Origin of the sequence: Halomonas alkalisoli (assembly GCF_021412585.1) — a bacterium.
Lineage (GTDB): Bacteria > Pseudomonadota > Gammaproteobacteria > Pseudomonadales > Halomonadaceae > Halomonas > Halomonas alkalisoli.
Map to the genome: position 1 here is coordinate 174255 of NZ_JAKCMI010000044.1, position 26212 is coordinate 200466.

23 protein-coding genes and 1 riboswitch are annotated in these 26212 nt (G+C 63.5%); of the genes, 19 read left to right on the forward strand and 4 right to left on the reverse strand.

The window, feature by feature from the left end; translation table 11 throughout:
* Positions 1–26 precede the first annotated feature (26 nt).
* On the reverse strand, positions 27–3833 hold the full coding sequence (locus LY622_RS20840; RefSeq protein WP_234292647.1) for an Ig-like domain-containing protein: 3807 nt from the start codon (positions 3831–3833) through the stop codon (positions 27–29).
* A gap of 328 nt (positions 3834–4161) precedes the next feature.
* Positions 4162–5226, reverse strand: a complete 1065-nt coding sequence (locus LY622_RS20845) for a calcium-binding protein (protein ID WP_234292648.1) — start codon at positions 5224–5226, stop codon at positions 4162–4164.
* Between the two features lie 111 nt (positions 5227–5337).
* Positions 5338–5420, reverse strand: a riboswitch (cyclic di-GMP riboswitch).
* A gap of 525 nt (positions 5421–5945) precedes the next feature.
* Between LY622_RS20845 and LY622_RS20850 the strand changes: the two genes are divergently transcribed.
* From LY622_RS20850 to LY622_RS20885, 8 genes are all read left to right on the forward strand, one after another.
* Positions 5946–6827: an HAD-IIB family hydrolase gene (locus tag LY622_RS20850; RefSeq protein ID WP_234292649.1), complete on the forward strand. Its 882-nt coding sequence runs from the start codon at positions 5946–5948 to the stop codon at positions 6825–6827.
* A 142-nt stretch (positions 6828–6969) separates the two neighbouring features.
* Positions 6970–8379, forward strand: a complete 1410-nt coding sequence (locus LY622_RS20855) for an MBL fold metallo-hydrolase RNA specificity domain-containing protein (protein WP_234292650.1) — start codon at positions 6970–6972, stop codon at positions 8377–8379.
* 291 nt (positions 8380–8670) lie between these two features.
* A complete protein-coding gene (locus LY622_RS20860) occupies positions 8671–9150 on the forward strand; it encodes a DsrE family protein (RefSeq protein ID WP_234292651.1) in 480 nt (159 codons plus the stop codon).
* Between the two features lie 76 nt (positions 9151–9226).
* Positions 9227–9418 carry a YgaP family membrane protein gene (locus LY622_RS20865; protein ID WP_234292770.1) on the forward strand — a complete coding sequence of 64 codons (192 nt, stop codon included), beginning with the start codon at positions 9227–9229 and terminating at the stop codon, positions 9416–9418.
* Positions 9419–9600: 182 nt separating this feature from the next.
* Entirely contained in the window at positions 9601–10467 is an 867-nt protein-coding gene (locus LY622_RS20870; protein WP_234292652.1) for an MBL fold metallo-hydrolase, read from the forward strand.
* 10 nt (positions 10468–10477) lie between these two features.
* A complete protein-coding gene (locus LY622_RS20875; protein WP_234292653.1) occupies positions 10478–12265 on the forward strand; it encodes a SulP family inorganic anion transporter in 1788 nt (595 codons plus the stop codon).
* A gap of 12 nt (positions 12266–12277) precedes the next feature.
* Complete coding sequence (locus LY622_RS20880) at positions 12278–12739, forward strand: YeeE/YedE family protein (RefSeq protein WP_234292654.1); 462 nt, start codon at positions 12278–12280, stop codon at positions 12737–12739.
* Positions 12736–13149, forward strand: a complete 414-nt coding sequence (locus LY622_RS20885; protein WP_234292655.1) for a DUF6691 family protein — start codon at positions 12736–12738, stop codon at positions 13147–13149. Before LY622_RS20880 ends, LY622_RS20885 begins: the two co-directional genes overlap by 4 nt.
* Before the next feature lie 16 nt (positions 13150–13165).
* Here the strand turns inward: LY622_RS20885 and dsbG are convergent, their stop codons facing one another.
* Entirely contained in the window at positions 13166–13921 is a 756-nt protein-coding gene (gene dsbG, locus LY622_RS20890) for a thiol:disulfide interchange protein DsbG (RefSeq protein WP_234292656.1), read from the reverse strand.
* A gap of 128 nt (positions 13922–14049) precedes the next feature.
* Here dsbG and LY622_RS20895 point away from each other — a divergent pair, with 128 nt between their 5' ends.
* The 10 genes from LY622_RS20895 (at position 14050) to lon (ending at position 24283) form a co-directional block, all read left to right on the forward strand.
* Positions 14050–14529, forward strand: coding sequence for a copper chaperone PCu(A)C (locus LY622_RS20895; protein ID WP_234292657.1), 480 nt, complete (start codon positions 14050–14052; stop codon positions 14527–14529).
* Positions 14530–14667: 138 nt separating this feature from the next.
* Positions 14668–15159, forward strand: a complete 492-nt coding sequence (gene nrdR, locus LY622_RS20900) for a transcriptional regulator NrdR (RefSeq protein WP_234280984.1) — start codon at positions 14668–14670, stop codon at positions 15157–15159.
* Between the two features lie 32 nt (positions 15160–15191).
* Entirely contained in the window at positions 15192–16328 is a 1137-nt protein-coding gene (gene ribD, locus LY622_RS20905) for a bifunctional diaminohydroxyphosphoribosylaminopyrimidine deaminase/5-amino-6-(5-phosphoribosylamino)uracil reductase RibD (protein ID WP_234292658.1), read from the forward strand.
* Between the two features lie 303 nt (positions 16329–16631).
* Entirely contained in the window at positions 16632–17789 is a 1158-nt protein-coding gene (gene ribBA, locus LY622_RS20910; RefSeq protein WP_234292659.1) for a bifunctional 3,4-dihydroxy-2-butanone-4-phosphate synthase/GTP cyclohydrolase II, read from the forward strand.
* Between the two features lie 109 nt (positions 17790–17898).
* Complete coding sequence (gene ribH, locus LY622_RS20915; protein ID WP_114574759.1) at positions 17899–18393, forward strand: 6,7-dimethyl-8-ribityllumazine synthase; 495 nt, start codon at positions 17899–17901, stop codon at positions 18391–18393.
* Positions 18386–18892 carry a transcription antitermination factor NusB gene (gene nusB, locus LY622_RS20920; protein WP_234292660.1) on the forward strand — a complete coding sequence of 169 codons (507 nt, stop codon included), beginning with the start codon at positions 18386–18388 and terminating at the stop codon, positions 18890–18892. The genes ribH and nusB overlap by 8 nt, the downstream gene beginning before the upstream one ends.
* A gap of 10 nt (positions 18893–18902) precedes the next feature.
* Positions 18903–19868, forward strand: a complete 966-nt coding sequence (gene thiL, locus LY622_RS20925) for a thiamine-phosphate kinase (protein ID WP_234292661.1) — start codon at positions 18903–18905, stop codon at positions 19866–19868.
* Positions 19865–20338, forward strand: a complete 474-nt coding sequence (locus LY622_RS20930) for a phosphatidylglycerophosphatase A family protein (protein WP_234292662.1) — start codon at positions 19865–19867, stop codon at positions 20336–20338. The genes thiL and LY622_RS20930 overlap by 4 nt, the downstream gene beginning before the upstream one ends.
* Positions 20339–20408: 70 nt before the next feature.
* A complete protein-coding gene (locus LY622_RS20935; protein WP_234292663.1) occupies positions 20409–21647 on the forward strand; it encodes a DUF945 family protein in 1239 nt (412 codons plus the stop codon).
* A 194-nt stretch (positions 21648–21841) separates the two neighbouring features.
* The gene (gene lon / locus LY622_RS20940; RefSeq protein ID WP_234292664.1) at positions 21842–24283 is read left to right on the forward strand and encodes an endopeptidase La; all 2442 of its coding nucleotides are present in this window, start codon (positions 21842–21844) and stop codon (positions 24281–24283) included.
* Here the strand turns inward: lon and LY622_RS20945 are convergent.
* Entirely contained in the window at positions 24280–25026 is a 747-nt protein-coding gene (locus tag LY622_RS20945; protein WP_234292665.1) for an SDR family NAD(P)-dependent oxidoreductase, read from the reverse strand. The two genes, lon and LY622_RS20945, sit on opposite strands and share 4 nt — an antisense overlap.
* Positions 25027–25168: 142 nt before the next feature.
* Here LY622_RS20945 and LY622_RS20950 point away from each other — a divergent pair, with 142 nt between their 5' ends.
* Positions 25169–26134 carry a TAXI family TRAP transporter solute-binding subunit gene (locus LY622_RS20950; protein WP_439649606.1) on the forward strand — a complete coding sequence of 322 codons (966 nt, stop codon included), beginning with the start codon at positions 25169–25171 and terminating at the stop codon, positions 26132–26134.
* The last annotated feature ends 78 nt before the right edge of the window (positions 26135–26212 follow it).

Here is a 26212-nt window from a genome sequence, read left to right on the forward strand (position 1 = left end):
TCGGGCCAGCGTGTCGGTGGCCACCCTCAGGCAATCAGCCAGTCGTCGGTGAGCTGGAAGTCGTTGTACCAGATCTCGCGGGCTTCCTGGTTCCGCGCGAAGACGAAGAACATGCCGTCGGTCGCCTCCCCCACGGAATGCGTCGGCATCTGCGGGTCGCTCATGTTCTCTCCGTCACGGGTGCTGGTGATGAACAGGGTGCCCGGGTCGCCGGGGTCGAAGGAGAGCGCGTCCGCGCTGGAGGCCTTGAAGTAGATGTCTCCATAGGGGCGGTTGGTATTTTCCTGGTAGAAGACAAACAGCGTCTGGTTGTCCTCGTCATAGGCCAGGGTCGGGCGGCTCCCGCTGTGGGTCGCGGCATGCACCAGCACGGGCTCCTCCCAATTGCCCGGCATCCCCTTGATCGCCCAGAGAGCGTCCTTGTCGTCCTTCATGGTCATGATGATAGAGCTCCCATCCCATAGCGCTGCGAGATGGTTGTCCAGCACCACCGCGTCGGTGATCGTATCGATCGTCCAGCCGCTGCCGTAGCCGGCGGGCGATGAGGGCGTTGGCTGGTAGGCGAATTTCCAGAGCCCTGTCGCGTCATCGCCATAGACCAGGCCGACGTGGTCGATGCCTTCCAACTGAAATGCCACGAAGTCGACCTTGTTGTCCCCGTTACTGCCTGCGGTGGTCGAGGGACCAGCGTCGACGAGGGTCGTGGCCCAGTTTTCGAGGCTGCTGGAGGTGGGGTAGGCCAGCTTGAGTCCTTTATCGCCGCCAGCGGCCGAAGGACCGATCATGGCGACTACCGGATTACCGTTCTGGTCCAGGCCCAGCGACATCTCGGTGTTGCGCTGCCATTCGGCGCCGGTCAGCTTGCCGCCGGATCCGGCCAGTCGCACCTCGATCTCGATCTCGAACGTGCCGGTCTGGGCGCTGTAGCCGAGCTGGTAAAGCCGCGGACTCGTTTCCGAGGGCCCGAAGTTGAGCACGTAGAGGGTGTCGGTGGCATCGTCCCAGGCGATGTCTGCCCGCCGCCCGCTTGTCAGCATGGTCGGGCTCGACTTGACCCAACCCCCCATGGTGCCGGGGTCCGGTAGAGAGCCATCGAAGCGGTAGACATGCCAGCCGGTCTGTTCCGGTAGCACGGCCCACCATTCGCCGTTGTGGAAGAAGCTCTTGGTGGCGTTGGTGTGCTCGAAGTTGCGCCGGTCGCTGGTGTTGAAGGCTGTTGCGATGTAAGAGGTCTCAAGCGGCAGTGGCGGCGGGCCGTCGCCCTCCGTAACGGCGATGCTTACCGTCGCTGGGTCGCTCAGCAGCAGGCCGTCGTAGGCTCGATAGGTGAAGCTGTCGTTGCCGATAAAGCCGACATCGGGCGTGTAGGTGATGGTGCCGTCGGCGTTGATCGAGACGCTGCCGTTACTCGGCAAGGTAACGGCGCCCACCGTCAGTGGGTCGTCGTCCGGGTCGCTATCGTTGTCGAGTACCGCGATCTGTACCGCCAGTCCCTGGGTGGTCGAAGCGCTGTCGTCATTGGCCACCGGCGCGTTGTTCACGGGACCGCCATCCGCGGTGGTGTACTCGACGATCAGGGTCGGCGGAGTCGAGCCCTCCGCCGAATGGAAGTCCCATCCGTCGGGGCCGAGGGGCAGGAATGCCCAGCCGTGATTTGCCTGGCCGTCGGCCCAGGCCTGCAGGCTGGTCGTGACGTCGAGCTGGGTGGTGCCGGCCGGGATGAAGCCGGTGTTGAGGTCGCTTGGTATCATCGCCTCGATTCCATCGGCTTGAATGCCGTTCTCGAGACTGTTCCAGGTGGCACTGTCGCTCCAGGGCATCAGCATGCGGTGGAGGGTGGCGCCGTCCCCCTTGCTGGTAGTCTGAACGACCAGGGTGGCGGACAGGATGGTGGCGCCCAATGGGATCTGTCCGCTGGTGCTGCCGAAGATATCGTCGAAGCGCAGCAGCGCCTGCACCTCGCCCCCCTTGTCGACGCTATCGACCACCAACCTGGTCGACGATGCTCGACTGGTGCCTGGCTGCGCTTGGTGCAGGTAGGTGTCCACTACGCCGAGATAGCCGGCGCTGCCGTGCTGGAACTGAATAGTCGTGCTGGCTGGCGGCGGCTCTTCTGCTTGATTCACGGTGATCAGGACCGTGGCGGGGTCACTCAGCAGGTCGCCGTCCGAGGCTCGATAGGTGAAGCTGTCGCTGCCGAAGAAGCCCGCGTCGGGGGTGTAGGTGATGGTGCCATCGGTGTTGATCGAGACGCTGCCATTCGACGGCTGAGTGACGGTGCCCACCGTCAGCGGGTCGCCGTCCGGGTCGCTGTCGTTGGCCAGCACCGCGATCTGCACGGCTTGACCCTGAGTAGTCGAGGCGGTGTCGTCATTGGCCACCGGCGGGCTGTTGGTCGGCTCCGCCTGGTTGACGGTAACCAGGACCGTGGCAGGGGCGCTCAGCAAGTCGCCGTCCGAGGCCTGATAGGTGAAGCTGTCGCTGCCGAAGAAGCCCTCGTCGGGAGTGTAGGTGATGGTGCCGTCGGCATTGATTGAGACGCTGCCGTTTGACGGCTGGGTGACGGCGCCCACCGTCAGAGGGTCGCCGTCCGGGTCGCTGTCGTTGTCTAGCACCGCGATCTGTACGGCCTTCCCCTCCAAGGTCGAGACGGTATCGTCGTTGGCGACCGGCGGGTTGTTGATCGGGGCCACCGGTGTATGGCTGTACTCGACTATCAGCCTGGGAGGCGTGTTGCCTTCGGCCGAGTCGAAACTCCAGCCATCGGGGCCGAGCGGCAGGAAGGCCCAGCCGAGGTTGGCCTGGCCATCGGCCCAGGCCTGCAGGCTAGTGGTCACGTCGAGCCGGGTGGTGCCGGTGGTGACGAAGCCTGTCTCGAGGTCTGGCTGCGCCAGGGCTTCGACGCCATCGGCCTGGATGCCGTTCTGCAGGCTGTCCCAGGTATCGCCGTCGCTCCAGGGCCGGAGCATGCGATGCAGGGTGGCACCGTCTCCCGAGGTGGTCGTCCGCAGTTCCAGGGTTGCGGATAGGATGGTGGCGCCCTGCGGGATCTGCCCGGTGGCGTCACCGAAGATGTCGTCGAATCGGACGAGGACCTGCATCTCGCCCCGGCGCTCCTCGCTGTCCACGGTCAGCGTCTTCTGGCTGCTCCGGTTGGCACGGGGTTGTCCCTCGTAGAGGAAGGTGTCCACGACGCCCGCATAGCCGTTCTGGCCCTGCTGGAACTGGCTCGTCGCGGTGATCGGCTCCTCCCCGGCCGCCGTGCTGGAACTCATGGCCAGGAATATCGATGAGTCCTCGGCATCCTCCTCCAGGGCCTGGAAGCTGACGATCTCGCCATCGTCGAGCAGTGCCTGGTCCTGCGTCTGCTCCGGAGAGGCTGTGGTCTCTTCCGCCTTTGCTTCAGGTTCGGTCGTCGAATCCGTGGCCGTCTCTTCCTCCGGCAGTGCCGTCGCCGTCACCTCCGGGGTGTCGTCGAGATGGGCGTCGTCAATGTCTGTGTCAGGGGCACCGTCAGGCTGGCGCTCTTCGTCGCTCTCGCGGGTCTCTTCCATGGGCTCATCGGTCTGAGTGTCCGCCGGAATGTTCGGAGGCGTCTCGTCCTCCGGGGCGACCTCGGCCTCCGCTGCTGTCGGTGTCTGGTCGGTGCTGCCCGTTGGCGTTATCTCGTCGGCCTCTGGCACCCCTTCATTATCAGGATCTGGCGGCGCCTGGGCCTGGCCGCGCCTTTCCTCGTTGTCGCCCGCCCGCCCGCGGGGAAGCGGGCGGCTGGACTCGAAGCGGGTCTCGAGCAGGTCGGTATCGAGATCGTCCGACTGGGGTGAGGTGGACATGGCAGCCCCCTGTAACGGTGCGGTTGAGTTGCTTCCTTACTGGCAGGCGTTAGCCGGGACGCTGTCCCGCGTTGCTTTATGTAATGTTAGGTCTCGGGTCGGGGGGCACCATCCCAAGATTTGATGGATCTCCAGCTCAAAATTTCCATGCGCTTCCGCTCAGGGAATGCCCTGAGGGAACGAGTGTCGTGGATGGAAAAGTTACTGCGAGCGGGGTGAGGAGTGACTAAGTATCAGGGACTGGTTGACGCTTCAAGAGGGGACAAACAAGACAGGGCTGCCATTCGACAGCCCTTCCTTCCGTGCCTGAGTTCAAGCAGCTTGGCTACTAGGCAATATCCAGATGGTCCGTGACTTGTGTGTCATCACTGGTAAATGGTACGTGATGGATTTCAATGGCGGTGTAGCCCAAGGTCTCATTTGCATAGGCAAAGATGTCAGATGCGGAAGCAAGCTTCATGTCCTCGTATTTTCCGCCCAGCAAGGTGGCGGACCACGAGTCATCTTTCAGTCGAATGACGAGATCGTCTTTCCCGTCATCGTTGACGTCGATGAATTCGAAGACAAAGAATTCCTTTAGATGGTTTTCCGATAGCTCTTCCATCTCGTTCTGATAGGTGATGACAAATTTTAGTTTGTCGCCTTCGTCTAGTGTTATTGAGGGGCTGCTGGGGCTTCCGGTGCTTTTTTCGTCATAGGTAAAGTCCATGATGGTGTCATGGCCATCGTTGCTAGAAAGAGATATCACCGTTTCTGCGGAGCCTTCCTGCTCGAAGTGCTCGGTATTGAGATCGGAGTAGTAGCGTTCCTGGGTCTTCTTGCCGGTCGAGACGTCGATCCCGGTGGAGGCCAGGAAGACGGACTCGATCAGGGCATCCATCGCATCCTGGTAGGACTCGAGGCCTTCGCCCAGGGTGACGGCAGGGTAGCTGCCCTCGGCATTCTGCTTGAAGCTGACGTCGAAGCTGTAATCGCCTGAGGTGTCGAAATCTTCACCAAGCAGGGCGGGAATCAGCCAGCCCTCGACCACGTACTCTACCCAGGCCTTGTAGTATTGAACGAACTCGTTCTGGGATAGTGCGCCGTCGAGCTGGCTGGCATTATCGATCAGGTCCTCTGATGCCAGCCAGGCAGCGAAGGGGTCCGGTCCCATAGGAACTGTGTCGCCGGGAACAACATCTTCGGAGAGAGTGAAGTTGAAGACAAAGGTGTCGTCTCCTTTTCCGCCGGTCAGTATGTCGTCTCCACCTCCCCCAATGATGATGTCGTCCTTATTTCCACCTGTGAGAGAGTTGTCTAAATCATTGCCAACTATGGTATATGATTGGCCCTGGCTCTGCGCAGTGTAATCCTGTTCGTTTTCACCAAGAATCTTAGTGTTTTGAGTGCTCATAATATTACCCTCGCTTGCCTGCTGTTTCCTTGGAGAAACGGGCAGCACCTGTCGGTGCGCGGTTACCCGTTCGCCGCCTTGTATGTTCTTCTCTTTCTCAAGGCGCCTTCCTCAGGCAACCCGGCTGTCTCGGTACGAGGGCGAGACCCGTGGCTTTCCGTCCCTGCATCGCTACAGGTTTGGCGGTACTGATGGCGCTAAGCGCAGCGTCTGTGAGAAGTAAGCTCCCTGCGGGCGACCGGCTTAACTGCATTCTTGGTGAAAAGTAATTTTTTGCAACATGTTTGTTAGTTTTGTTGCGCTACGAAGCGCCATGAGCATGAGGTGTGTCGAAAAATCTCATTATTTTCATAGAGATTTCGATACCATTTAGTAATCAGCGTGCCGACCTTATTGAAACGGCGCGTAACCTAGATGGGCTTCTTCGATGCGCCTGGGCGCCTATCTAGCTGGCAGTGCTGTTTCTCCTCGGCCCCTAGCTGGAGCTATTCACCATGACGGTCGGCGTGTTGCTGCTCCGGACGCTCCAGAATGGGGATTTGTGTGCACTATTATTGTGCATGCAGCACCGCTTCGGTGGCGATTCGACACTGCCAGCACGCCTGCCATCGGGCAGGGGCGGGCCGCGCTGGCCTCCAGGCTGGATTGGCACGGCTCATGCAAAGGATTTTCCATGCACAGGGTTTTCCAATCCCGATCGCGCTGGAGCCACCATGACGATGAAGCCGCTTCTTCTGGACCCCGCCCTGCAGCCGCGCCTGGTCTTCACCGACCTCGACGGCTCCTTGCTCGACCATGACAGCTATCAGTGGCAGCAGGCCAAGCCCTGGCTGAAGCGGCTCAAGACCCTGGGGGTGCCGGTCATACCGGTTAGCTGTCGTACCCGCGCAGAGCTGCTGCCACTGCGCGAACGGATGGGGCTCGGCGATACGCCCTTCATTGCCGAGAATGGCAGTGTGGTCGGCTTGCCCCCGGCCTGGCGGCATGCCCATCTGGAGCGTGATGCCTGTGAATCGGAGGGTGTCGCCATGCGCAACCTGGGGCTGGATATCGCCTTCATTCGCAAGCGTCTCAGCGTGTGGCGGGAACGGCTTGGCGTCGCATTCAAGACCATGGGCGAGATGACCCTCGAGGAGGTCATGGCGCTGACCGGGCTGGAGGCGGACGAGGCGCGGTTGGCTCGGATGCGCCAGGGTAGCGAACCCCTGGTATGGCAGAGTGATGCCTCGTCGCTGGCCTCCTTTCGCGAGGCGCTGCGGGGCGATGGCCTGAACCTGGTCCAGGGGCGACGCTTCTGGCACGTTACCGGCGGCCTCGACAAGGGTGGGGCCGTGACCTGGCTGGTGGATCGCTTCAAGTCACTGCGGGGGTGTGAGCCGCTGACCCTGGGGCTTGGCGATGGCCCCAACGACCAGTCGTTGCTGGAAGCGGTGGATCAGGCGGTAGTGATTCGAGGCGGCGGGGTATCGACCTTGGCCCCGCGTCAGTCGACGCTTTATCGCAGCCAGGCGGCAGGAACCCAGGGCTGGGTCGAAGGTATCGCCTACTGGTGGGGAGGGCAGGACCCCCGCATGATGCCCAAGGGGGCAGTGAGCTCCTGAGGGACCCTGAATCTCTGGGGCATGGGTTTCTGATCCAACCGCTCGATTCTGCCTGCGCTTGTCCGGCGTGAACCACGCCAGGGGCACCGCCTTCCGGTATGCTGAGGGCAGAAGTCCCTAGACGCGCAAGGATCGAGATGCCATGTCGACATTGACCTTTCTGGGAGCAGTCGGGGAAGTCACCGGCTCTCGCTACCTTCTCGAAGTGGATGGTGACCCGCGTTCTCATAAGCTGTTGTTGGAGTGTGGCCTCCACCAGGGCGGGCCAGATGCCGATGAGGTCAATGCCAGGCCGTTCGGGAAACTGGCGCGGGAACTCGAAGGGGTGGTGATCTCCCATGGCCACCTGGATCATGCGGGTCTGCTGCCCAAGCTGGTGCGCGAAGGCTATAGCGGGCCCATTCACTGCACCCGTGGCACCCGTGACCTGCTGGAGATCATGCTGCAGGACGCCGCTTTCGTCATGGCCAAGGACCTGGAGTGGGAGAACAAGTGGCGAAAGCGCCAAGAGAAACCACTGGTCGAACCGCTTTACGACCTGGACGACGTGGAGCGCACCCTGGCGCTTTGCGAAACATACCGCTACGGTCAGCCGGTCAAATTGCCCGGCGGCACCACCCTGGTATTCCGTGATGCCGGCCATATCCTCGGTTCGGCGATCGTCGAGCTGACCATCCCTTCCGGCGGACAGCAGAAGCGGCTGGTGTTCTCGGGCGATCTGGGTAACCCCAGCTCGGTGCTGATGCGCGACCCCGACAAGGTCTATGAGGCCGATGTGGTGCTGATGGAGAGCACCTACGGTGACCGTGACCACCGCCCTCTGGACGAGACCCTGGAGGAGTTTGCCCAGGTGCTGGAGAAGGCCCACGAGGCGCGAGGCAACGTGCTGATTCCCGCCTTCGCCGTGGGGCGTACCCAGGAGATCCTCTACCATCTCAGCGTGCTCTACCACGAGGGGCGGCTGCGCCAGCAGATGGTGTTCCTCGACAGTCCCATGGCGATCAAGGTCACCGAGCTCTACCACCGGGCACGCAAGAGCCTGGATGCAGAGGACCTCAAGGTACTCAATATCGCCGCCAGCGGTGTCACCAGCCAGTACCTGCCGATTTTGCGCATGACCCGTACCGTGGAGGAATCCATGGCGATCAATCGCATTCATGGCGGTGCGATCATCATCGCCGGTGCCGGCATGTGCACCGGCGGGCGCATCATCCACCACTTCCGCTATAACCTGGAGAAGAGCAACACACGGCTGGTGATTGTCGGTTTCCAGGCCGCCGGTACCCTGGGTCGCCAGATCGTCGACGGGGCCGAGCGGGTGCGGGTGCTGGGCCAGGACCTGGCGGTCAAGGCGAAGGTGCACACCATCGGCGGCTTCTCGGCCCACGCCGGCCAGACCGACATGATCGGCTGGGCCGGCGCCTTCCGAAACGCTCCCCGCTTCTATCTGGTCCACGGCGAGCCCGGCACCCAGGCGGTCTTCAAGACCGCCTTGGCCGAGAGCGGCATCGAGGCCGAAATTCCCGCCTACGGCGACAAGATAGAGCTCTAGGAGCCTGTCGGTTTCCTCAACAGGGTCGCCCAGTAGCGGCCCTTTTCTATTTTGCGCATGGCTCGCTTCCTTCCTGCCCCCTCCGTTCGTCGCTATGCGATGAGGCACCAAGCCGCTTGGCGCCGCGAACTCAGCAGTCATCGACATGAATATCTTGATGAAGATCAATATGCGACCGGATGTCACGTGTCAGGTCTCTGGTTTTACGCTAGGCTTTGTCCGGTACTACAAGTTATTAGCTTAGTTCTATATGTTATTTAAGTTGTTGGAACCACGCGAAGAGGTGAGTGAATGAGCATCAAGACGACCCTGATCCTGGCTGCCGCGGCCACCGCCATCGGCCTTTCCGGTACCGCCCTGGCCGACAGCCACGGTGCTGACGACCATGCGCAACAGGACGATAAGGCCCTGGTGATTGTGACCAGCGGTTCGCTGCAGACCCAGGGCATGGCGATGATCCTCGCCAACGCCATGCAGCAGCAGGGAACTGCGCTTCAGATTCTGCTCTGCGACGCCGCCGGCGACCTGGGTTTGGAGGGTTATAACAGCGAGGGCATCAACACGCCGCCGGGCCATCCCATGGAGCAGGTCACACCGGAAGCTATTATGCAGATGATGATGCGCGAGGGTGCCAGGGTGGACGTCTGCGCCATCTACCTGCCCAACAGCGACCATGGCGAAGACGACTTGCGCGAAGGCGTCGGCGTCGCCGCTCCCGGCCCCATGGCCGAGATGATGCGCGATCCGAACATTCCCGTTTACAGTTTCTGAAGGCCTGTGCCAGCGCTGCCGAGCCGCTGATGGCCTGGAAGGCAGCGCAAGCCCATGAAGGAGAGTCACCATGGATATGAAAAGCAACATCGGCAGCGCCGACAAGATCGCGCGCATCGTCATCGGTGCGCTGCTGATTGGCCTGGCGCTCACCGGGATCATCGGTGCCTGGGGTTGGATCGGCGTGCTACCGCTGGCCACCGGGCTGTTCAACTTCTGTCCGGCCTACCGGCTCTTGGGTATCAATACCTGCAAGCTGAGGAAGTAAGCCCAGGATTTCAGAGTCATAGGCCCATCGCCACGGCGATGGGCCTCGCTCGTAGGAGGCGCTATCGATGTTGGCAGCTGAGATGCAGGTTGTAAATATCTAAAGATTATATCATTAGAACAAAAAGTGCATTACACTCTTCCTATCCTGAAGGCAACGACACTCATTGGAGGTAGTACCCCATGTCCACGCCGATCGTGACCCACTTTTTCGACGAGCCCACCAACACCTTCAGCTACGTGGTGCAGGATCCCGACAGCAAGTCCTGTGCGATCCTCGACTCGGTGCTCGATTTCGATTACGCCGCGGGGCGCACCGATGTTCGCTCCGCCGACCAGATCATCGCCTTCGTGCGCGACAACGGTCTCGAGGTCGAGTGGATCCTCGAGACCCACGTCCACGCCGATCATCTCTCCGCCGCGCCCTACCTGCACGAGAAACTCGGTGGTGAGACCGGTATCGGCGCCAAGATCACCGTGGTACAGGATGTCTTCGGCAAGGCGTTCAACGCCGGCACCGAGTTTGCCCGTGATGGCAGCCAGTTCGATCACCTCTTCGAGGAGGGCGACACCTTCTCTATCGGCAGCCTGGAAGGGCGCGTACTACACACGCCGGGCCATACACCGGCCTGCCTGACCTACGTGATCGGCGATGCCGCCTTCGTCGGCGACACCCTGTTCATGCCCGACTATGGTACCGCTCGCTGTGACTTCCCCGGCGGCGATGCCCGCACCCTCTACCGTTCCATCCAGAAAGTGCTGGCTTTGCCGGGGGAGACCCGCCTCTTCCTGTGCCACGACTACAAGGCGCCGGAACGCGAGGAGTACCAGCATGAAACCAGCGTGGCCGAGCAGCGCGCACGCAACGTGCATGTCCACGAAGGCATCAGCGAAGAGGAGTTCGTCAGGATGCGTACCGAGCGTGACGCCACCCTCGACATGCCGAAGCTGATCATTCCCTCGGTGCAGATCAACATGCGTGCCGGTCATATGCCGCCGCCCGAGGAGAATGGCCAGGTCTATCTCAAGGTGCCGGTCAACAGGTTCTGAGGCCTGCCACGTGAACCCCAAGCGCTACCTTCCGATCCTGCAGTGGCTGCCTGGCTATGGCCGCGCCACCCTGGGTAGCGACCTGCTGGCGGCGGTGATCGTCACCGTCATGCTGATACCGCAGTCGCTGGCCTATGCCATGTTGGCCGGGCTACCGCCGGAGGTGGGGCTTTACGCCAGCATCGCGCCGTTGGTGGTCTATGCCATCTTCGGCACCAGCCGCACGCTGGCAGTTGGGCCGGTAGCGGTAGTGTCACTGATGACAGCAGCAGCGGTGGGGCAGGTCGCTCCCCAGGGAACGCCGGAATATCTCGGTGCAGCCCTGGTACTGGCGCTGATGTCGGGGCTGATCCTTACCCTGATGGGCCTAGCGAGGCTCGGCTTTCTGGCCAACTTTCTCAGCCACCCGGTGATTTCGGGGTTCATCACCGCCTCCGGATTGATCATTGCCGCCAGTCAGCTCAAGCATGTGCTGGGCGTTGAGGCGAACGGACATAACCTGCTCGATCTGCTGAGCAGCCTGGTCGTCAGCCTGGACGGTGTGAATGCGCCGACCCTGGTAATTGGGCTTTCCGTGCTGCTCTTCCTGTATGCCGCCAGGCGCTGGCTCAAGCCAGCCCTGTGGCGGGTGGGCGTACCTGCACGGCCAGCGGACATGCTGACCAAGGCCGCCCCGATCCTTGCCGTGGCTGTGACGACCCTCGCCACCTGGGGGCTGGGGCTGAATGCCCTGGGAGTCGCCGTGGTGGGAGAGGTGCCGGCTGGCTTGCCGCCGCTGACACTGCCGGGCTTTGACAGCAGCCTGTGGAGCCAGCTGTTCGTGGCCGCCCTGCTGATCAGCGTCATCGGTTTCGTGGAATCGGTGTCGGTGGGCCAGACACTTGCCGCCAAGCGGCGGCAGCGTATCGACCCGAACCAGGAATTGGTAGGCCTCGGTACATCGAATATCGCCGCTTCCTTTACCGGTGGCATGCCGGTCACCGGCGGCTTCGCCCGCTCGGTAGTGAACTTCGATGCCGGCGCTCAGACGCCTGCAGCAGGCGCCTTTACGGCATTGGGCATAGCCGGGGCAGCGCTGTTGCTGACGCCGCTGATCGCCTACCTGCCCATTGCCACCCTGGCGGCCACCATCATCGTGGCGGTGTTGTCGCTGGTGGATCTTTCCGCCATCAGAAGTACCTGGGCGTACTCCCGCTGCGATGCCATGGCCATGTTCGTCACCATCGGCGTGACGCTTGGCGTTGGTGTGGAGTCCGGCATTCTGGCCGGCGTGGGGTTCTCGCTGGCCCTGCATCTCTATTATACCAGCCGCCCACATAGCGCCGTAGTAGGCCGTGTTCCAGGCACCGAGCATTTTCGCAATGTGGAGCGGCATCAAGTGGAAACTGACCCGCAGTTGGCCATCCTGAGGGTCGATGAGAGTCTCTATTTCGCCAATTCGCGCTACCTCGAGGATACGGTCATGGAGCTCGCGGCGCGCCAGCCGGGGCTGCGCCACATCGTGCTCGCCTGCCAAGCGGTGAATGTCATCGACGCCTCGGCCCTGGAAAGCCTGGAGGTGATCAATGCTCGCTTGCGCGATGCCCAGGTCAAACTGCACCTGGCGGAGGTCAAGGGGCCGGTCATGGACCGGCTGGAACATACCCAGTTCTGTCGCGAGATGACCGGTCAGGTATTCCTCAGCACCTTTGATGCCTGGCGCTCGTTATGTGGTGAAACACATGCCCTTGGGCGCCCTTGCGGTGTTGCCGATCCGGTGCCCGTGGGCACAACAGCTGTTGAAGATCGACCGACATAGTAGGAGGAAAACATGGACTGGATTGCGAGCCTGCAAGGGCTGGTAGGTGGAGTAATGATTGGCCTCTCGGCCGTATGGCTGATGGCAACGCTTGGCCGCATCGCCGGCATCAGCGGCATCGTCGGCGGCCTGGTGACGATACTGCCCAGGGGAGACAGCGCCTGGCGCCTGGCCTTCGTATTGGGCCTGGTCAGCGGTCCGCTGCTGCTCATGCTGCTGGGCGGTGGCCTGGGCAACGTGGCCGGCGCACCTGGCGAAGTGGTCGGCCAGCCCGCCGGTGGGGTGGGGCTGATGCTGGTCGCAGGGCTCCTGGTCGGCGTGGGCACCGGTCTGGGCAGCGGCTGCACCAGCGGGCACGGCGTGTGCGGGCTGGCGCGTCTGTCGCCGCGTTCGCTGGTGGCCACGCTGACCTTCCTGGCATGTGCCATCGTTACCGTCTATATCGTGCGACACGTGATCGGAGGTGGCGCATGAAGACGCTCATGGGCTATATCGCCGGGCTGTTGTTCGGCCTGGGCCTGGCGCTCGCCGGCATGACCGACCCGGCGCGCGTGCTCGGTTTCCTCGACCTATTCGGCGCCTGGGACCCGACGCTGATGTTCGTGCTCGGCGGCGCCGTGGTGACCACCTTCATTGGCTACCGGATCGTTTTCCGCCAAGAGACGCCGTTGATTGGCGAGACCTTCCAGCTGCCCACCCGCCAGGACCTCGATGCCCGGCTGATTGGGGGTGCCGCCCTGTTCGGTATCGGCTGGGGGCTTTCCGGATACTGTCCCGGGCCCGCCATCGCCTCCATTGCCGGGCTGACGGCGCCGCTGTTTGCCATGCTTGTCGCCATGGTGGCGGGCTGGTTCCTGGCCAGGGCGATACCAGCTCGCAGCTGACGGGTGATGCCGACCACTACGGCGCTTCGCCGCCCATCATCTCGATCAGGCGCGCTTCCTCGGGCATGCCGTCCACGCGCTGCAGGCGACCGTCATGCCGGTAGACCGTGGACGGTGTGGCGTAGAGCCCCAGCTCGTCGAAAAGCTGGTTGTTGCGATAGACCTGGTCCTCGATATCGCGGGGCTGGGCTGAGGGTGTAATGTCGCCGCCGTCGCTATGGTCATGCAGGGCGGCTTCGGGATCCTCGGCGCCCAACAGGGCGGCCGCCTTGGCCGGGCTGTCCTGGCGCAGGATGCCCACCATGATATGGCGCAGCTGGACCTCTCCGGCATCGACCCAGGGGCGTGCCTGCTCCCAGAACTGGCGGCAGTAGGGACAGTTGGGGTCGGTAAAGGTATAGAGCACCCGGGGAGCGTCGACGTTGCCGTCCTGGATCCAATGGCTCTCCTCCAACTGCTGCCATACCTCGCCCTCCTGGGGCGCTCGCACCAGTTCGTCCAGGGGCGCCTCGGAGAGGTCGTTGCCCTCGGCATCGATCATGGTGCCCACGATGGCATGGTTGCCATCGGCGGTCAGAAAGACGGTCATCTCACGGCCCTGGTGACTGGCCGCATAGCCGGTGAGGCCGGCCGGGGCTTCGAATTCGCCATGAATCTCGAGCCCTTGCTCTGTCAGGGCCTGCAGTGGAGCCGGTAGGGCACCGGCCATGGCGGTGGGTATCGCTATCAGTGCCGCCAGGCTGACGGAGAACAGGGCATTGGGGAGTCGCATTTCAGGGTTCTCACTGACAGGTATGGGTGTCGTATTGACGCAGTCTGGCGCCGTGGCAGGATGCGTCATAGTATGCTGCTCTGCTGATTTTTACCGCCTGGCGCCACATTACTACAAGGAGTCTCGCCATGATTCTACTTCGTTCTCTGCTGGCCGCTGTCGGCTTGGCACTGGTCACGTCGCCGGCGCTTGCCGACGCGGTGAGCATTGACCAGGCCCAGGTGCGGGCCGTGCCGCCGGGCTCGGAAACATCGGCAGCTTTCATGACGCTGCACAACTCCGGCGATGAGGATATCGCCCTGGTCGGCGCCAGCTCGCCGGCTGCCGAGGTGGTGGAGCTGCACGACCATACGGACGTCGATGGGGTAATGCAGATGCGCCAGGTCGACCATGTCCCCGTGCCGGCCGGAGGCAGTGCAGCCCTGGCCCCCGGCGGTCTGCACATGATGTTGATCAAGCTTACCTCACCCCTTGTCGAAGGGGAGCCGGTCGAGCTGACGCTTACCTTTGACAACGGCGAGAGCCAGGTGGTCGAGGCGCCGGTCAGCCGCATCAACCTGGACGCCGAGGATCATGGGCATGATCACGGCCACGGCCACAAGCATTGATCGGGCGTGCTCGCTCTTCCGCTTCCCCGCATTTGGTGTCGAAGCTGGGCGGCCAGCGGGCCAGAGGTTACAATGCCGCACTCATGAACCATGAGCGGCCTGCCATTGGCCGCCCCGCTTCGCGTTCGGATCGATACCATGCATTGCCCTTTTTGTGGCGCCAATGATACCCGTGTAACCGACTCCCGCCTGGTAGCCGAGGGCGACCAGGTGCGCCGTCGCCGCCAGTGCACTGCCTGCGGCGAGCGCTTTACCACCTACGAAACCGCCGAGCTGGTGATGCCCAGGGTGGTCAAGGCCGATGGTTCACGCGAAACCTTCGACGAGCAGAAGCTGCGTGCGGGCATGCTGCGGGCACTGGAGAAGCGTCCGGTCAGCGCCGAGTCCATCGAGGCCGCCGTGGAGCGAATTCGACAGCGGCTGCGCGCCAGTGGCGAACGCGAGATCCAGGCCCGGGATATCGGCGAGGCGGTGATGCAGGCGCTCAAGCGTCTCGATCAGGTTGCCTTTATTCGCTTTGCTTCCGTCTATCGTCGCTTTCAGGATGTCGACGAGTTTCGTGCCGAGATCGACCGCCTGTCGCGAGAACCCGGCTTCCCGCCGGGAACCGCCGACGACAGCGAGCGCTGAAATTCACTTTCCCCCTTCTTCCAGGGAGTGATATGGCCAAGCCGACCGCCGCCGCCTGGATGGCTCGGGCGCTTCAACTGGCCCGCCGCGGCCTCTACACCACCGACCCCAACCCCCGCGTGGGCTGTGTCCTGGTCAAGGGTAGTCGCCTGGTGGGGGAGGGCTGGCACGAGCGCGCCGGTGAGCCCCACGCGGAAGTCCATGCCCTGGACATGGCCGGGGATTCTGCGCGAGGCTCGACCGCCTATGTGACTCTTGAGCCCTGTTCCCACCAGGGGCGTACCGGCCCCTGTGCCGTGGCATTGATCGAGGCCGGGGTGAAGCGGGTGGTGGTGGCCATGGGCGACCCCAATCCGGAGGTGGCCGGCCGCGGCATTGCCATGCTGCGCGAAGCGGGAGTCGAGGTAGAGGTCGGGCTGCTGGAGGAGGAGGCCAGGGCGCTCAACCCCGGCTTCCTGTCGCGCATGACACGAAACCGGCCCTTCGTGCGACTTAAGATGGCCATGAGCCTGGATGGGCGCACGGCGATGGAATCGGGTGAATCGCAGTGGATTACCGGCCCCCATGCCCGTACTGAAGTCCAGCGGCTGCGCGCTCGCTCCAGCGCGGTGCTGACCGGCGTCGATTCGGTCATCTTCGACAATTCACGCCTGACCGTGCGAGCGAGCCAGCTGGGCCTGGACGATGGCGATGCCATTGCCCGGCGCCAGCCACTGCGGGTCGTGGTCGATACCCAGTTGCGCCTGCCCCAGGCCGCGGCCTGCCTGCGCGAGCCCGGCCGCACCCTGGTGGCGACGGTGATGGGCCACGACGCCGAGCGTCGCGCCCGATTGGAGGCCGCCGGCGCCGAGATACTGGTGCTGCCGGCGGATCAGAATGGCCGGGTCGATCTTGTCGCCCTGCTGCGTTACCTGGCCGAGCAGGAGCTGGTCAACGAGGCGCTGCTGGAAACCGGCGCCACCCTGGCCGGTGCGATGCTCGATGCCGGCCTGGTCGACGAAATGCAGCTGTTCGTGGCACCGACCCTGCTGGGTGGCGAGGCGCGGCCGCTGTTCGCCTTGCCGGGACTGACCCGCATGGCCCAGCAGCGCCCGCTGGATATCCTCGATATCCGCGCCATCGGTCGCGACTGGCGTATCACCGCGCGACCCAGGCGGCTTCAGGACTGAGTTCATCAGGGCGCCGGGAACAACTCGGGGAGGAGGTCTTTTTCCAGGGATGGAAAAAGTAGCGTCCAGGGAAGGATTCACAGCGCCTCCTCACCGAGTTTTGTTCCCGGGACAGCCCGCTCGCTACAGGAATTAGCGCCGAACCAAGGGTGCTCACTACTGGCGCCCGACGCCGAGCCAAGGTACCCTGACGCCCATTCGAGGCGGGGCATAGAACTTTAGTAACGCGCATTAGTCACGTACTTTGGCAACGTCCCAGGTGCAGTGCTGCAACGCCTTTTAGCTGAATCAATCGGAGATTCCATGGTGCAATCTTCCCGCGGGGGCCTCGCTTCCATCGAAGACCTGATCGAGGACATTCGTCAGGGCAAGATGGTGATCCTCATGGATGATGAGGATCGTGAGAACGAGGGCGACATCATCATGGCCGCCGAGAAGGTCGGGGCCGAGCACATCAATTTCATGGCACGCCATGCTCGGGGCCTGATCTGCATGCCGATGACGCGCGAGCGTTGCGAGCGGCTCAAGCTGCCGCTGATGGTGAGCGACAACGGTTCCGGCTTTGGCACCAAGTTCACCCTATCCATCGAGGCTGCCGAGGGGGTGACAACGGGTATTTCGGCCGCCGACCGGGCGCGCACCGTGCAGGCGGCAGCGGCACGGAATGCCCGGGCCGAGGACATCGTTCAGCCCGGCCACATCTTTCCGCTGATGGCCGAGCCCGGCGGCGTGCTGCGGCGTGCCGGACATACCGAGGCGGCCTGCGATCTGGCGGCCCTGGCCGGTTGCGACCCCAGCGGTGTGATCTGCGAAGTCATGAATGATGATGGCAGTATGGCCCGTCGTCCGGAGCTCGAGCGGTTCGCCGCCGAGCACGGTTTGAAGATGGGCACCATCGCCGATCTGATCCACTATCGCATTCATAATGAGCAGACGGTGGAGCCGGTGGAGTCGACGCCGGTCAATACGGCCGTGGGCGAGCTGACGCTGCATGTCTTTCGCGATCGTATTCAGGGCGCGCATCATGTGGCGCTGGTCAAGGGCACCCCCACCCCCGAGACCCTGACCACGGTGCGGGTACACCTGGCCGATACCATGCGGGATCTGCTGGGCCTGCAGAAGGGCGAAGGCAAGAACTGGACCACGCACAGTGCGCTAGAGGAAGTGGCCCGCGTCGACCAGGGTGTCTTCGTTCTTCTGGACGATGGCCGCCCGCACCAGGACTTCCGTGACCAGTTCGAGGTGTTCCTGGAGCGTCGCCGCCTGCCTCGCACCAGCGACTCGGACGGCGCCGGCAACTACCTTACCATTGGCACGGGCTCTCAGATCCTGCGCCATCTCGGGGTGGGGCGGATGCGGCTACTCAGTTCGCCGTGGAAGTTCTCTGCTCTGTCCGGCTTCGATCTCGAAGTGGTCGAACTGATTGCGCCGGGCGACAGCGAGGCCGCCGCCGAGACCTGAGGAGGCCGCCGCCTGGCCCCATGATGAAAGCCGGCGCACCCCGGGGTGTGCCCAGCCGATTCAGCAGGATCCAAACCGATTTCAGCAGGACTATTTTCAGGAATTAGCGATGCATACCTTGTCTCAGTTGGAAGGCAACTTCGTCGATGTCGACGGCCGCTACGTGATCGTGGTGGGGCGTTTCAATCATCATGTGGTCGACAGCCTGGTGGAAGGTGCCGTGGATATCCTGATGCGCCATGGCGTGGATGCCGATCATATCGATATCGTCCATGTGCCCGGTGCCTGGGAGCTGCCGCTGGCGGTCAAGCGGGCCCTGCAGGTAGCCAAGCCGGATGCAGTGATCGCGCTGGGTGCGGTGATTCGTGGCGGCACACCGCACTTCGAATATGTGGCAGGGGGCTGCAATTCGGCACTCGGCAGCCTGCAGCTCGAGTTCGACACCCCCATTTCCAACGGTGTACTGACCGTCAACTCCATTGAGCAGGCCATCGAGCGCTCCGGTACCAAGGCGGGCAACAAGGGTGCCGAGGCGGCCATGGCGGCCATGGAGATGGTGTCCCTGCTGCGCGGCTTCGGTGATGTCGGAGAGAGTCATGAGTGAGCCACGTTCCAAGCGCCCCCCTTCGTCGGGCCAGCAGGCGAGGCGTGCTGCCCGCGAGCTGGCCATCCAGGGGCTCTATCAGTGGCACATGACCGGCAAGTCCATCTCGGCGGTGGAGTCGGAATTTCGTAGCCAGCTGCCCGACGAGGACATGGAGGACCATGAAAACTGGGCCAAGGTCATGGAAATCGCCGACCTGGCACTCTTTCATGACCTGCTGCACAACGTGGCTCGCTATCGCGGCGACCTGGATGCCGCCATCGGGCCGCTGCTCGACCGGCGTATCGAGGAGCTGGACCCCATCGAATTGACCATCCTGCGGCTTGGTGCCTACGAGCTGTCGCATCGGCTGGATGTCCCCTACCGGGCGGTGATCAACGAGGGGGTCGAACTGGCCAAGTCCTTCGGCGCCACCGACGGCCACAAGTACGTCAACGGCATCCTCGACAAGCTGGCCTCGCGGTTGCGTAGCGCCGAGGTCAGCGCGCGTCGCCGCTGAAGGTACCAAGGTGACCAGTGAATTCGAGCTGATCGCCCGTCACTTCACGCCTGCCGTCCCGGGCTCACGGGCCGGTGTGGCGCTTGGCGTGGGGGATGACTGTGCGCTGCTGATACCGCACCCTGGTTCGCGGCTGGCTGTCAGTGTCGATACGTCCGTCGCGGCGGTGCATTTTCCCGCTGCTGCCCCGGCCGAGGCGATCGGCCACCGGGCGCTGGCGGTCAGCCTCAGTGACCTGGCGGCCATGGGTGCCGAGTCTCGCTGGTGTCTGATGGCATTGGCCATGGCCGACGTCGATGACGCCTGGCTGGCCGACTTCGCCCGTGGATTTCTTGGCCTTTGTGCTTCGACCGGTACCACCCTGGTTGGCGGTGACGTGACCCGGGGGGAGCTGTCGATCGGGGTGACGGTCATGGGCGAGGTGCCCGAAGGGCAGGCCCTGACACGTGGCGGCTCAAGGCCCGGCGACCTTCTTGCCGTGACCGGTGCGCTGGGGGGAGGCGCCGGTGGCCTGGCGCTATGGCAGCAAGGTGAGCGGGATCCGGAGCACCCCCTGCTGGTGCGCTATCTTCGTCCCCAGCCTCGCCTCGACGCGGGCCAGGCGCTGCGTGGCCTGGCCAGTGCGTCGATCGATATTTCCGATGGACTGCTGGCCGACCTGGGCCATGTGCTGGCCGCTTCCGGAGTGGGCGCGAGGATCGATGTCGATGCGCTGCCCCTGGCCGAAGGGCTGCTCGAGGCCCTGGGCCCTGACCGAGCCCGGCAGGCCGCCCTGGGTGGTGGCGATGACTATGAGCTGTTGGTCAGCCTGCCTGCCGATGCCATGGAGGAGGCTGCAAGGCGCCTGGCCGGACTGGGGCTGGCGCTGACCCCGATCGGGGCGGTCACGGCTGAGCCAGGCCTGACCGGGGTGGCCGAAACGGCCCTGCATGGCTGGCAGCACTTCGGGGCGGATGCCAAGGGAGGGGCATCATGAATCGCGCCCCCTCGAGCGTCTGGCGGCGCCCCGTCCATTTCTTTGCCTTCGGTCTCGGCAGCGGTGCCGTGCCCTGGGCGCCGGGTACCTTCGGTACCCTGGCGGCCATCCCGTTCTACTGGCTGATGTCCGAGTTGCCGCTGAACTGGTACCTGATTCTGGTGGCGGTTTCCTTCGTGGCGGGCGTCTGGCTATGCGACAGGACCTCGCGCGATCTCGGCGTTCACGACCACTCCGGCATCGTCTGGGACGAGTTCGTCGGCTACTGGATCACCATGGCAGCGGTACCCTTCTCATGGGAGGCGGCGCTGTGGGGGTTCATCCTGTTTCGCATCTTCGACGTCTTCAAGCCATGGCCGATTCGCTGGGCGGACCGGCGTGTCGCAGGAGGGTTCGGCATCATGATCGATGATGTGCTGGCCGGAATCTACGCCTGGAGTACGATGCACCTCTGGCTCTGGTTACACTGAGTTACCAGAGGTGCGATAGTTGATGTGATAGTTGGTGCGATCGTCAAGGAAACGACAAGGAGGCGGGGCTATGCGCAAGGAACGTCTCATCGTTCCGCTGCTGGTACTGTTGCTGCTGGCCTGGCTGGCCGGGCAGGGCCTTTCCAGCCACTTCTTCGAACGGGAATTGGCACGAACGCTCACTGATCTCGAGGCGCGAGGTGAGCTGGTCGTGGAGCGCTCGGAGGTGGAGCAGGGCGTATGGTCCTCGACCGGGCGCATTTACCTGTCGCCGTTGCTTGGGGATGTATGGCAGCTGGAGCTGACGTATCGAGCTCGGCATGGGGTGCTCAATACGCACCTGAACGGCGAGGCGATGCTGCGCCATGGCCCGGAGCACGCACAGCTGTTCGGTGACCTGCTGGCCTCGTCGCCTCCGCTCTGGCAGGCCAGCTATCACACCCTGACCGGTACCCTGGAAGGAGGGCTTCGGCTCTCGCCCCTGCGGGTCACCCAGCAGGATCGCGAACTGGTGTTCGATGGCGGCCGGCTTCATTTCAGCGGCCAGCAGGGCGACTGGCGCCTTCGCGCGCATCTCGACCCCTGGCGGTTGACCGATGGAATCGCCAGCCTGTCCGTCGGTTCCTCCACGCTCAACAGCCACTATGCCTATACCGAGGATGCCCATGCCTTTACCCAGGAGGATCGGCTGCAGGTCGAGTCGATGGCCTGGCGCCAGCCGCAGCTGAGCCTGGATGCCAGCAATCTTCGGGTCACCAATCGAATGGCCCTGGATGAGCGAGAGCTGAGGATGCAGCTCGATATCGACCTGGGCGAAGTGCAGACGGCGGACCAGGTGCTGCTCACCGGGGAGCTGGCAGTCGAGCTGTCGCGCCTGAATGCCGACGCCCTTCGAGCCAGCATGTTCCGGCTTCGTGAGCTGGCGGCCAGCGGGCACCATGAACTCGATCGCCATGAGCTGCTGGCACAGCTCGAGCCACACATGATTCAGGTGCTCCAGGATTCGCCGCGCCTCGACCTGATCAACCTCCAGTTGGATAGCCCCATGATGGGGCTGTCGGCCCGGGTCGATGGCTCGCTGTTCTTCGACGGCCGCCGTCTCGACGAGCTGAGGCTGGTCGACATCGACGACCCCGCCATGCAGGGGCGTTGGCGCCGTCGTCTCGACGGCGATTTCACCTGGTACGACCTGCCTACCGTGGCGGCCCTGTGGCTCGGCCTGCCATTGGACACCCGTACCCTGGAAGTCGACGTGGGGCGGGGACAGGTGCGCGTCAACAGCCGCCCCTTGCCTCAGCTGTGGCGCTGAACCAGTTCGGCCCATTGCGCCTACCCGCTTCGCGGCCCTGTCTATCTTTGCTCCCGACGCGATTTCACGCCACCTTGAACACGACACCTTGACCCCCGTCACCTGGAAATAGTGGGTAGATGACTTGAAGTTGCCCGATTGCGCCCGCATTCCTCAGGTCAGACTCCGGCTCCCAGCTTCAGGATGAGGTTTCGATGAGCGATTACGATCAGGATGAGCAGAATTGGCAGCAATCGATGCGCGATAACGCGGAAGACGAGTGGACGGGCTCCGACGGTGAAGCGGAGGACTCCCTGAACAATGCCGTGGTGCCAGCAAGCGAATACCTGCCCGAACGTATCTACCTGCTGCCGATTCACAACCGGCCCTTCTTCCCCGCTCAGGTGCAGCCGCTGGTGATCAACCGCGAGCGCTGGGAGGATACGATGCGCCGGGTCGGCAATACGCCCCACCATACCCTGGGGGTTGCCTTCGTCGGCGATACTGGCATCGACGACCTGAGCCATGAGTCGTTTCCCGAATATGGCACGGCGGTCAAGGTTCACAAGTTGCAGGGAGAGGACCAGCAGCTCCAGTTCATCGCCCAGGGCCTCCGGCGCTTTCATATCCAGCGCTGGCTATCGAAGAAACCGCCCTACCTGGTCGAGGTGAGCTACCCGCGGGAGCCGGTCGACTCCGACGAGGACGAGACCCGCGCCTATGCCATGGCGATCATCAACGGCATCAAGGAGCTGCTGCCGATCAACCCGCTCTATGGCGAGGAGCTCAAGCACTACCTCAACCGCTTCAGTCCCCACGAGCCGGGTCCGCTGACCGATTTCGCCGCGGCGATCACCTCGGCACGGGGAAGCGAGCTACAGAAGGTGCTTGAAACCCTGCCGGTACAGGCGCGCATGGAGAAGGTGCTGCCGCTGCTGCGCAAGGAGATCGACGTTGCCCAGCTGCAGACGGAGATCAGCGAGCAGGTCAACGCCCAGATGCAGGAGCGGCAGCGGGAGTTCTTCCTGCGCGAACAGCTCAAGGTCATCCAGCGTGAGCTGGGCATCTCCAAGGACGATCGCGAGAACGACGTCGATACCTTCCGCGACCGCCTCGAGAGCCTGGTGGTGCCGCCCAAGGTACTGACCCGCATCGAGGAGGAACTCGACAAGCTCTCGGTGCTGGAGACCGGCTCGCCGGAATACGGCACCACGCGCAACTATCTCGACTGGCTGACATCGATGCCCTGGGGGGTGCGCAGCGCCGACCAGATGGACCTCGCTCACGCCCGCGGGGTACTGGATCGCGATCATGACGGCCTCAAGGACGTCAAGGAACGCATCATCGAGTTTCTCGCCGAGGGTACCTTCAAGGGCGATGTGGGCGGCTCGATCCTGCTGTTGGTGGGCCCCCCGGGGGTTGGCAAGACCTCGGTCGGGCGTTCCATCGCCGAGGCCCTGGGGCGCCAGTTCTACCGCTTCTCGGTGGGCGGCATGCGCGACGAAGCCGAGATCAAGGGCCACCGGCGCACCTACATCGGCGCCATGCCGGGCAAGCTGGTGCAGGCGCTCAAGGAGGTGGAGGTCGAAAACCCGGTGATCATGCTCGACGAGATCGACAAGATGGGGCAGTCCTTCCAGGGCGACCCGGCGTCGGCGCTGCTCGAGGTGCTCGATCCCGAACAGAACATCGATTTCCTGGACCACTACCTGGACGTCCGGCTCGATCTCTCCAAGGTGCTCTTCGTCTGTACCGCCAATACCCTGGATTCGATTCCGGCGCCGCTGCTCGACCGCATGGAACAGATTCGTCTGTCGGGCTACATCGCCGAGGAGAAGGTGGCCATCGCCAGGAACCACCTCTGGCCCAAGCTGCTCAAACGCGACCGGATTCCGAAGAAACGTATTAACTTGACGGATGCGGCGCTGAAGCAGGTGATCGAGGGATATGCCAGGGAGGCCGGGGTGCGCCAGCTGGAGAAACAGCTGCACAGCATCGTGCGCAAAGCCGCGGTCAGGCTGCTGGAGGGCGACCAGCCGTCAGTGAAGGTGTCGGTCAAGAACCTGGAGGAGTATCTTGGCGCGCCGCTGTTCCGCCAGGAACAGGTGCTCAAGGGGGAGGGCGTGGTCACCGGCCTGGCCTGGACCTCCATGGGCGGGGCGACCCTGCCGATCGAGGCTGGCAAGGTGCACTCCCTGACCCGGGGCTTCAAGCTCACCGGCAAGCTGGGTGAAGTGATGCAGGAGTCGGCCAATATCGCCTACAGCTATGCCCTGGGACACCTGGCCGAATATGGGGCCGATGCGGACTTCTTCGACTCCGCCTTCGTCCACCTGCACGTACCCGAGGGCGCCACGCCCAAGGATGGCCCCTCCGCGGGGGTGACCATGACCACGGCGCTGCTCTCGCTCGCCCGGCATCAGTCCATCGACCGGCCGCTGGCGATGACCGGCGAGCTGACTCTGACCGGACAGGTACTGCCGGTGGGCGGCATTCGCGAGAAAATCATTGCGGCGCGTCGCAGCAAGATCTTCGAGATCATCCTGCCCGAGGCCAACCGCCGCGACTATGTCGAACTGCCCGACTACCTCAAGGAGGGGGTGACGGTGCACTTCGCCAGGCGCTACCAGGATGTGGCCAAGGTGGCTTTCGGCTAGCCTCTCGTTGGCGAACCCAGGGAAACGCTGGCGCCGCCATCGACGATCAGGGTGTCGCCGGTGATGAAGGTGTTGGCCGGCGAGGCGAGGAAGGCAGCGACGTTCGCGACTTCCTCGGCCTCGGCAACGCGGCCGAGCGGGGTGCTGGCCTGCCACAGGCGGCGGGATTCCGAGTCGGCGCTCTGCATGCCGGTGGCGACGGGGCCCGGCGCCACCGCGTTGACCAGTATGCCGTGGGGGCCCAGTTCCACCGCCAGTGCCCGGGTCAGCGCCAGGATCGCACCCTTGCTCATGGCATAGGCGGAGCGCTCGGCGGTGGTGCGCAGGCCATGGGCAGAGGCGACGTTGACGATGCGTCCACCCCCGCTGGCAATCATCAGCCGGGTGGCCGCCTGGAGTGCCCGGAAGGCACCGGTGACGTTGACCGCCATCATCGTGTCCAGGTCCTCGCGCGAGACCTCGACGAAGCGGCCGCGGCGAATCACGCCTGCCGCGTTGATGCAGGCGTCGAGCCCCTGGCCATGCCGCTCGATCCCCGCAAAGGCCTGGGCGATACTGTCGGGGTCGGCCAGGTCGCAGGCCACGAATGATGCGCTGTCGCCCCAGGCTGCCAGGGTGCTCGCGACTCTCTCCCGGCGCTCATCCAGATCGAGCAGGAAGACATGCTCCCCGGCCTCGAGCATTGCCTCACAGATGGCAGCGCCGATTCCTCCGGCCGCACCGATAACCGCCACAATACGCATAGTCTTTCCTTCGATGGCCATATTCGGGTGGTCAAGGCTGAAAAAATCGGCATTATAGACCTTTGCTGGACGTTCTTTGATAACAACCGACATCGCGCAGCGATGCTGGACACTTCTTAGGGAGATACGCATGCGCCAGTTTATGCCTACTTTCACTCGCAGCCTGCTGGCCTCGGCGACCGCCGTCATGATGGGCGCCGCAGCCTTCTCCGCTCAGGCGGAAACCCGAGTGACCTATAAATCCGCGTCAGCCGGCACCGCCTACTACCAGATGGGCGTGGAGCTCTCGGAGGCGATCCGCAAGGGTACCGACGGCGATATCCAGCTCACGCTGGAAGAGAGCCAGGGCTCGGTTCAGAACGTGATGGAAGTGATGGCCCGCCAGGGCAACTACGTCTTCACCACGCCGCCCGGCCTGGTGGAAAGCGCCATGGCCGGTGAAGGGCCCTTCGCCGAGCGACAGAGCCCCCGTTTCCAGGAGATTCGCGGCCTGTTCCCGATTCCGGCGATCACCATGCACTTCGTTGCGGCCGGTGGCGAGGGCGTCATCGGGCTCGAGGACCTGGAAGACAAGCATATCCTGATCGGTCGCGGCACCTTCGGCGCCCGGGAGGCCGAGCGCTATCTCGAGCTGTTCGACATGATGAACAAGGTGCGCGTGGCCAGCGCCGAGATCGGCAGCGGCCCCGATGCACTGAAGAACGGCCAGATTGATGCCTTCGTGACGGCGAGCTCCTTTCCCACTCCCAACGTGATCGAGACCGCCGCGAGCATGCCGATCAGCCTGGTCAGTCTGACCGACGAGCAGATCGAGCAGACCGGCGCGGCACGCCAGACCATTCCGGCCGGCACCTATTCCGGCGTGGATCAGGACGTCGAGACCACCTCGCTGCCCGTCATTGCCTATACCACCACCGGCATGGACGACGACACCGCCTACACCCTGACCAAGACCTTCTGGGAGCGTCGGGATGCCATGGCGGAAGAGACGGCCTGGTGGGGCAGTATCACCCACGACATGGTCGGTAACATCGCCGGGTCGCTTCACCCGGGCGCGGTGCGCTACTACGATGAAGTTGGTATCGAGGTTCCCGACGAACTGCGCTAGGCTCTGTCCGAAAACTGGCTGCACTTGGCCATACGGCGTTAAAAATCGGCTCAAAGTACTCATTTACACCCCGTAAAC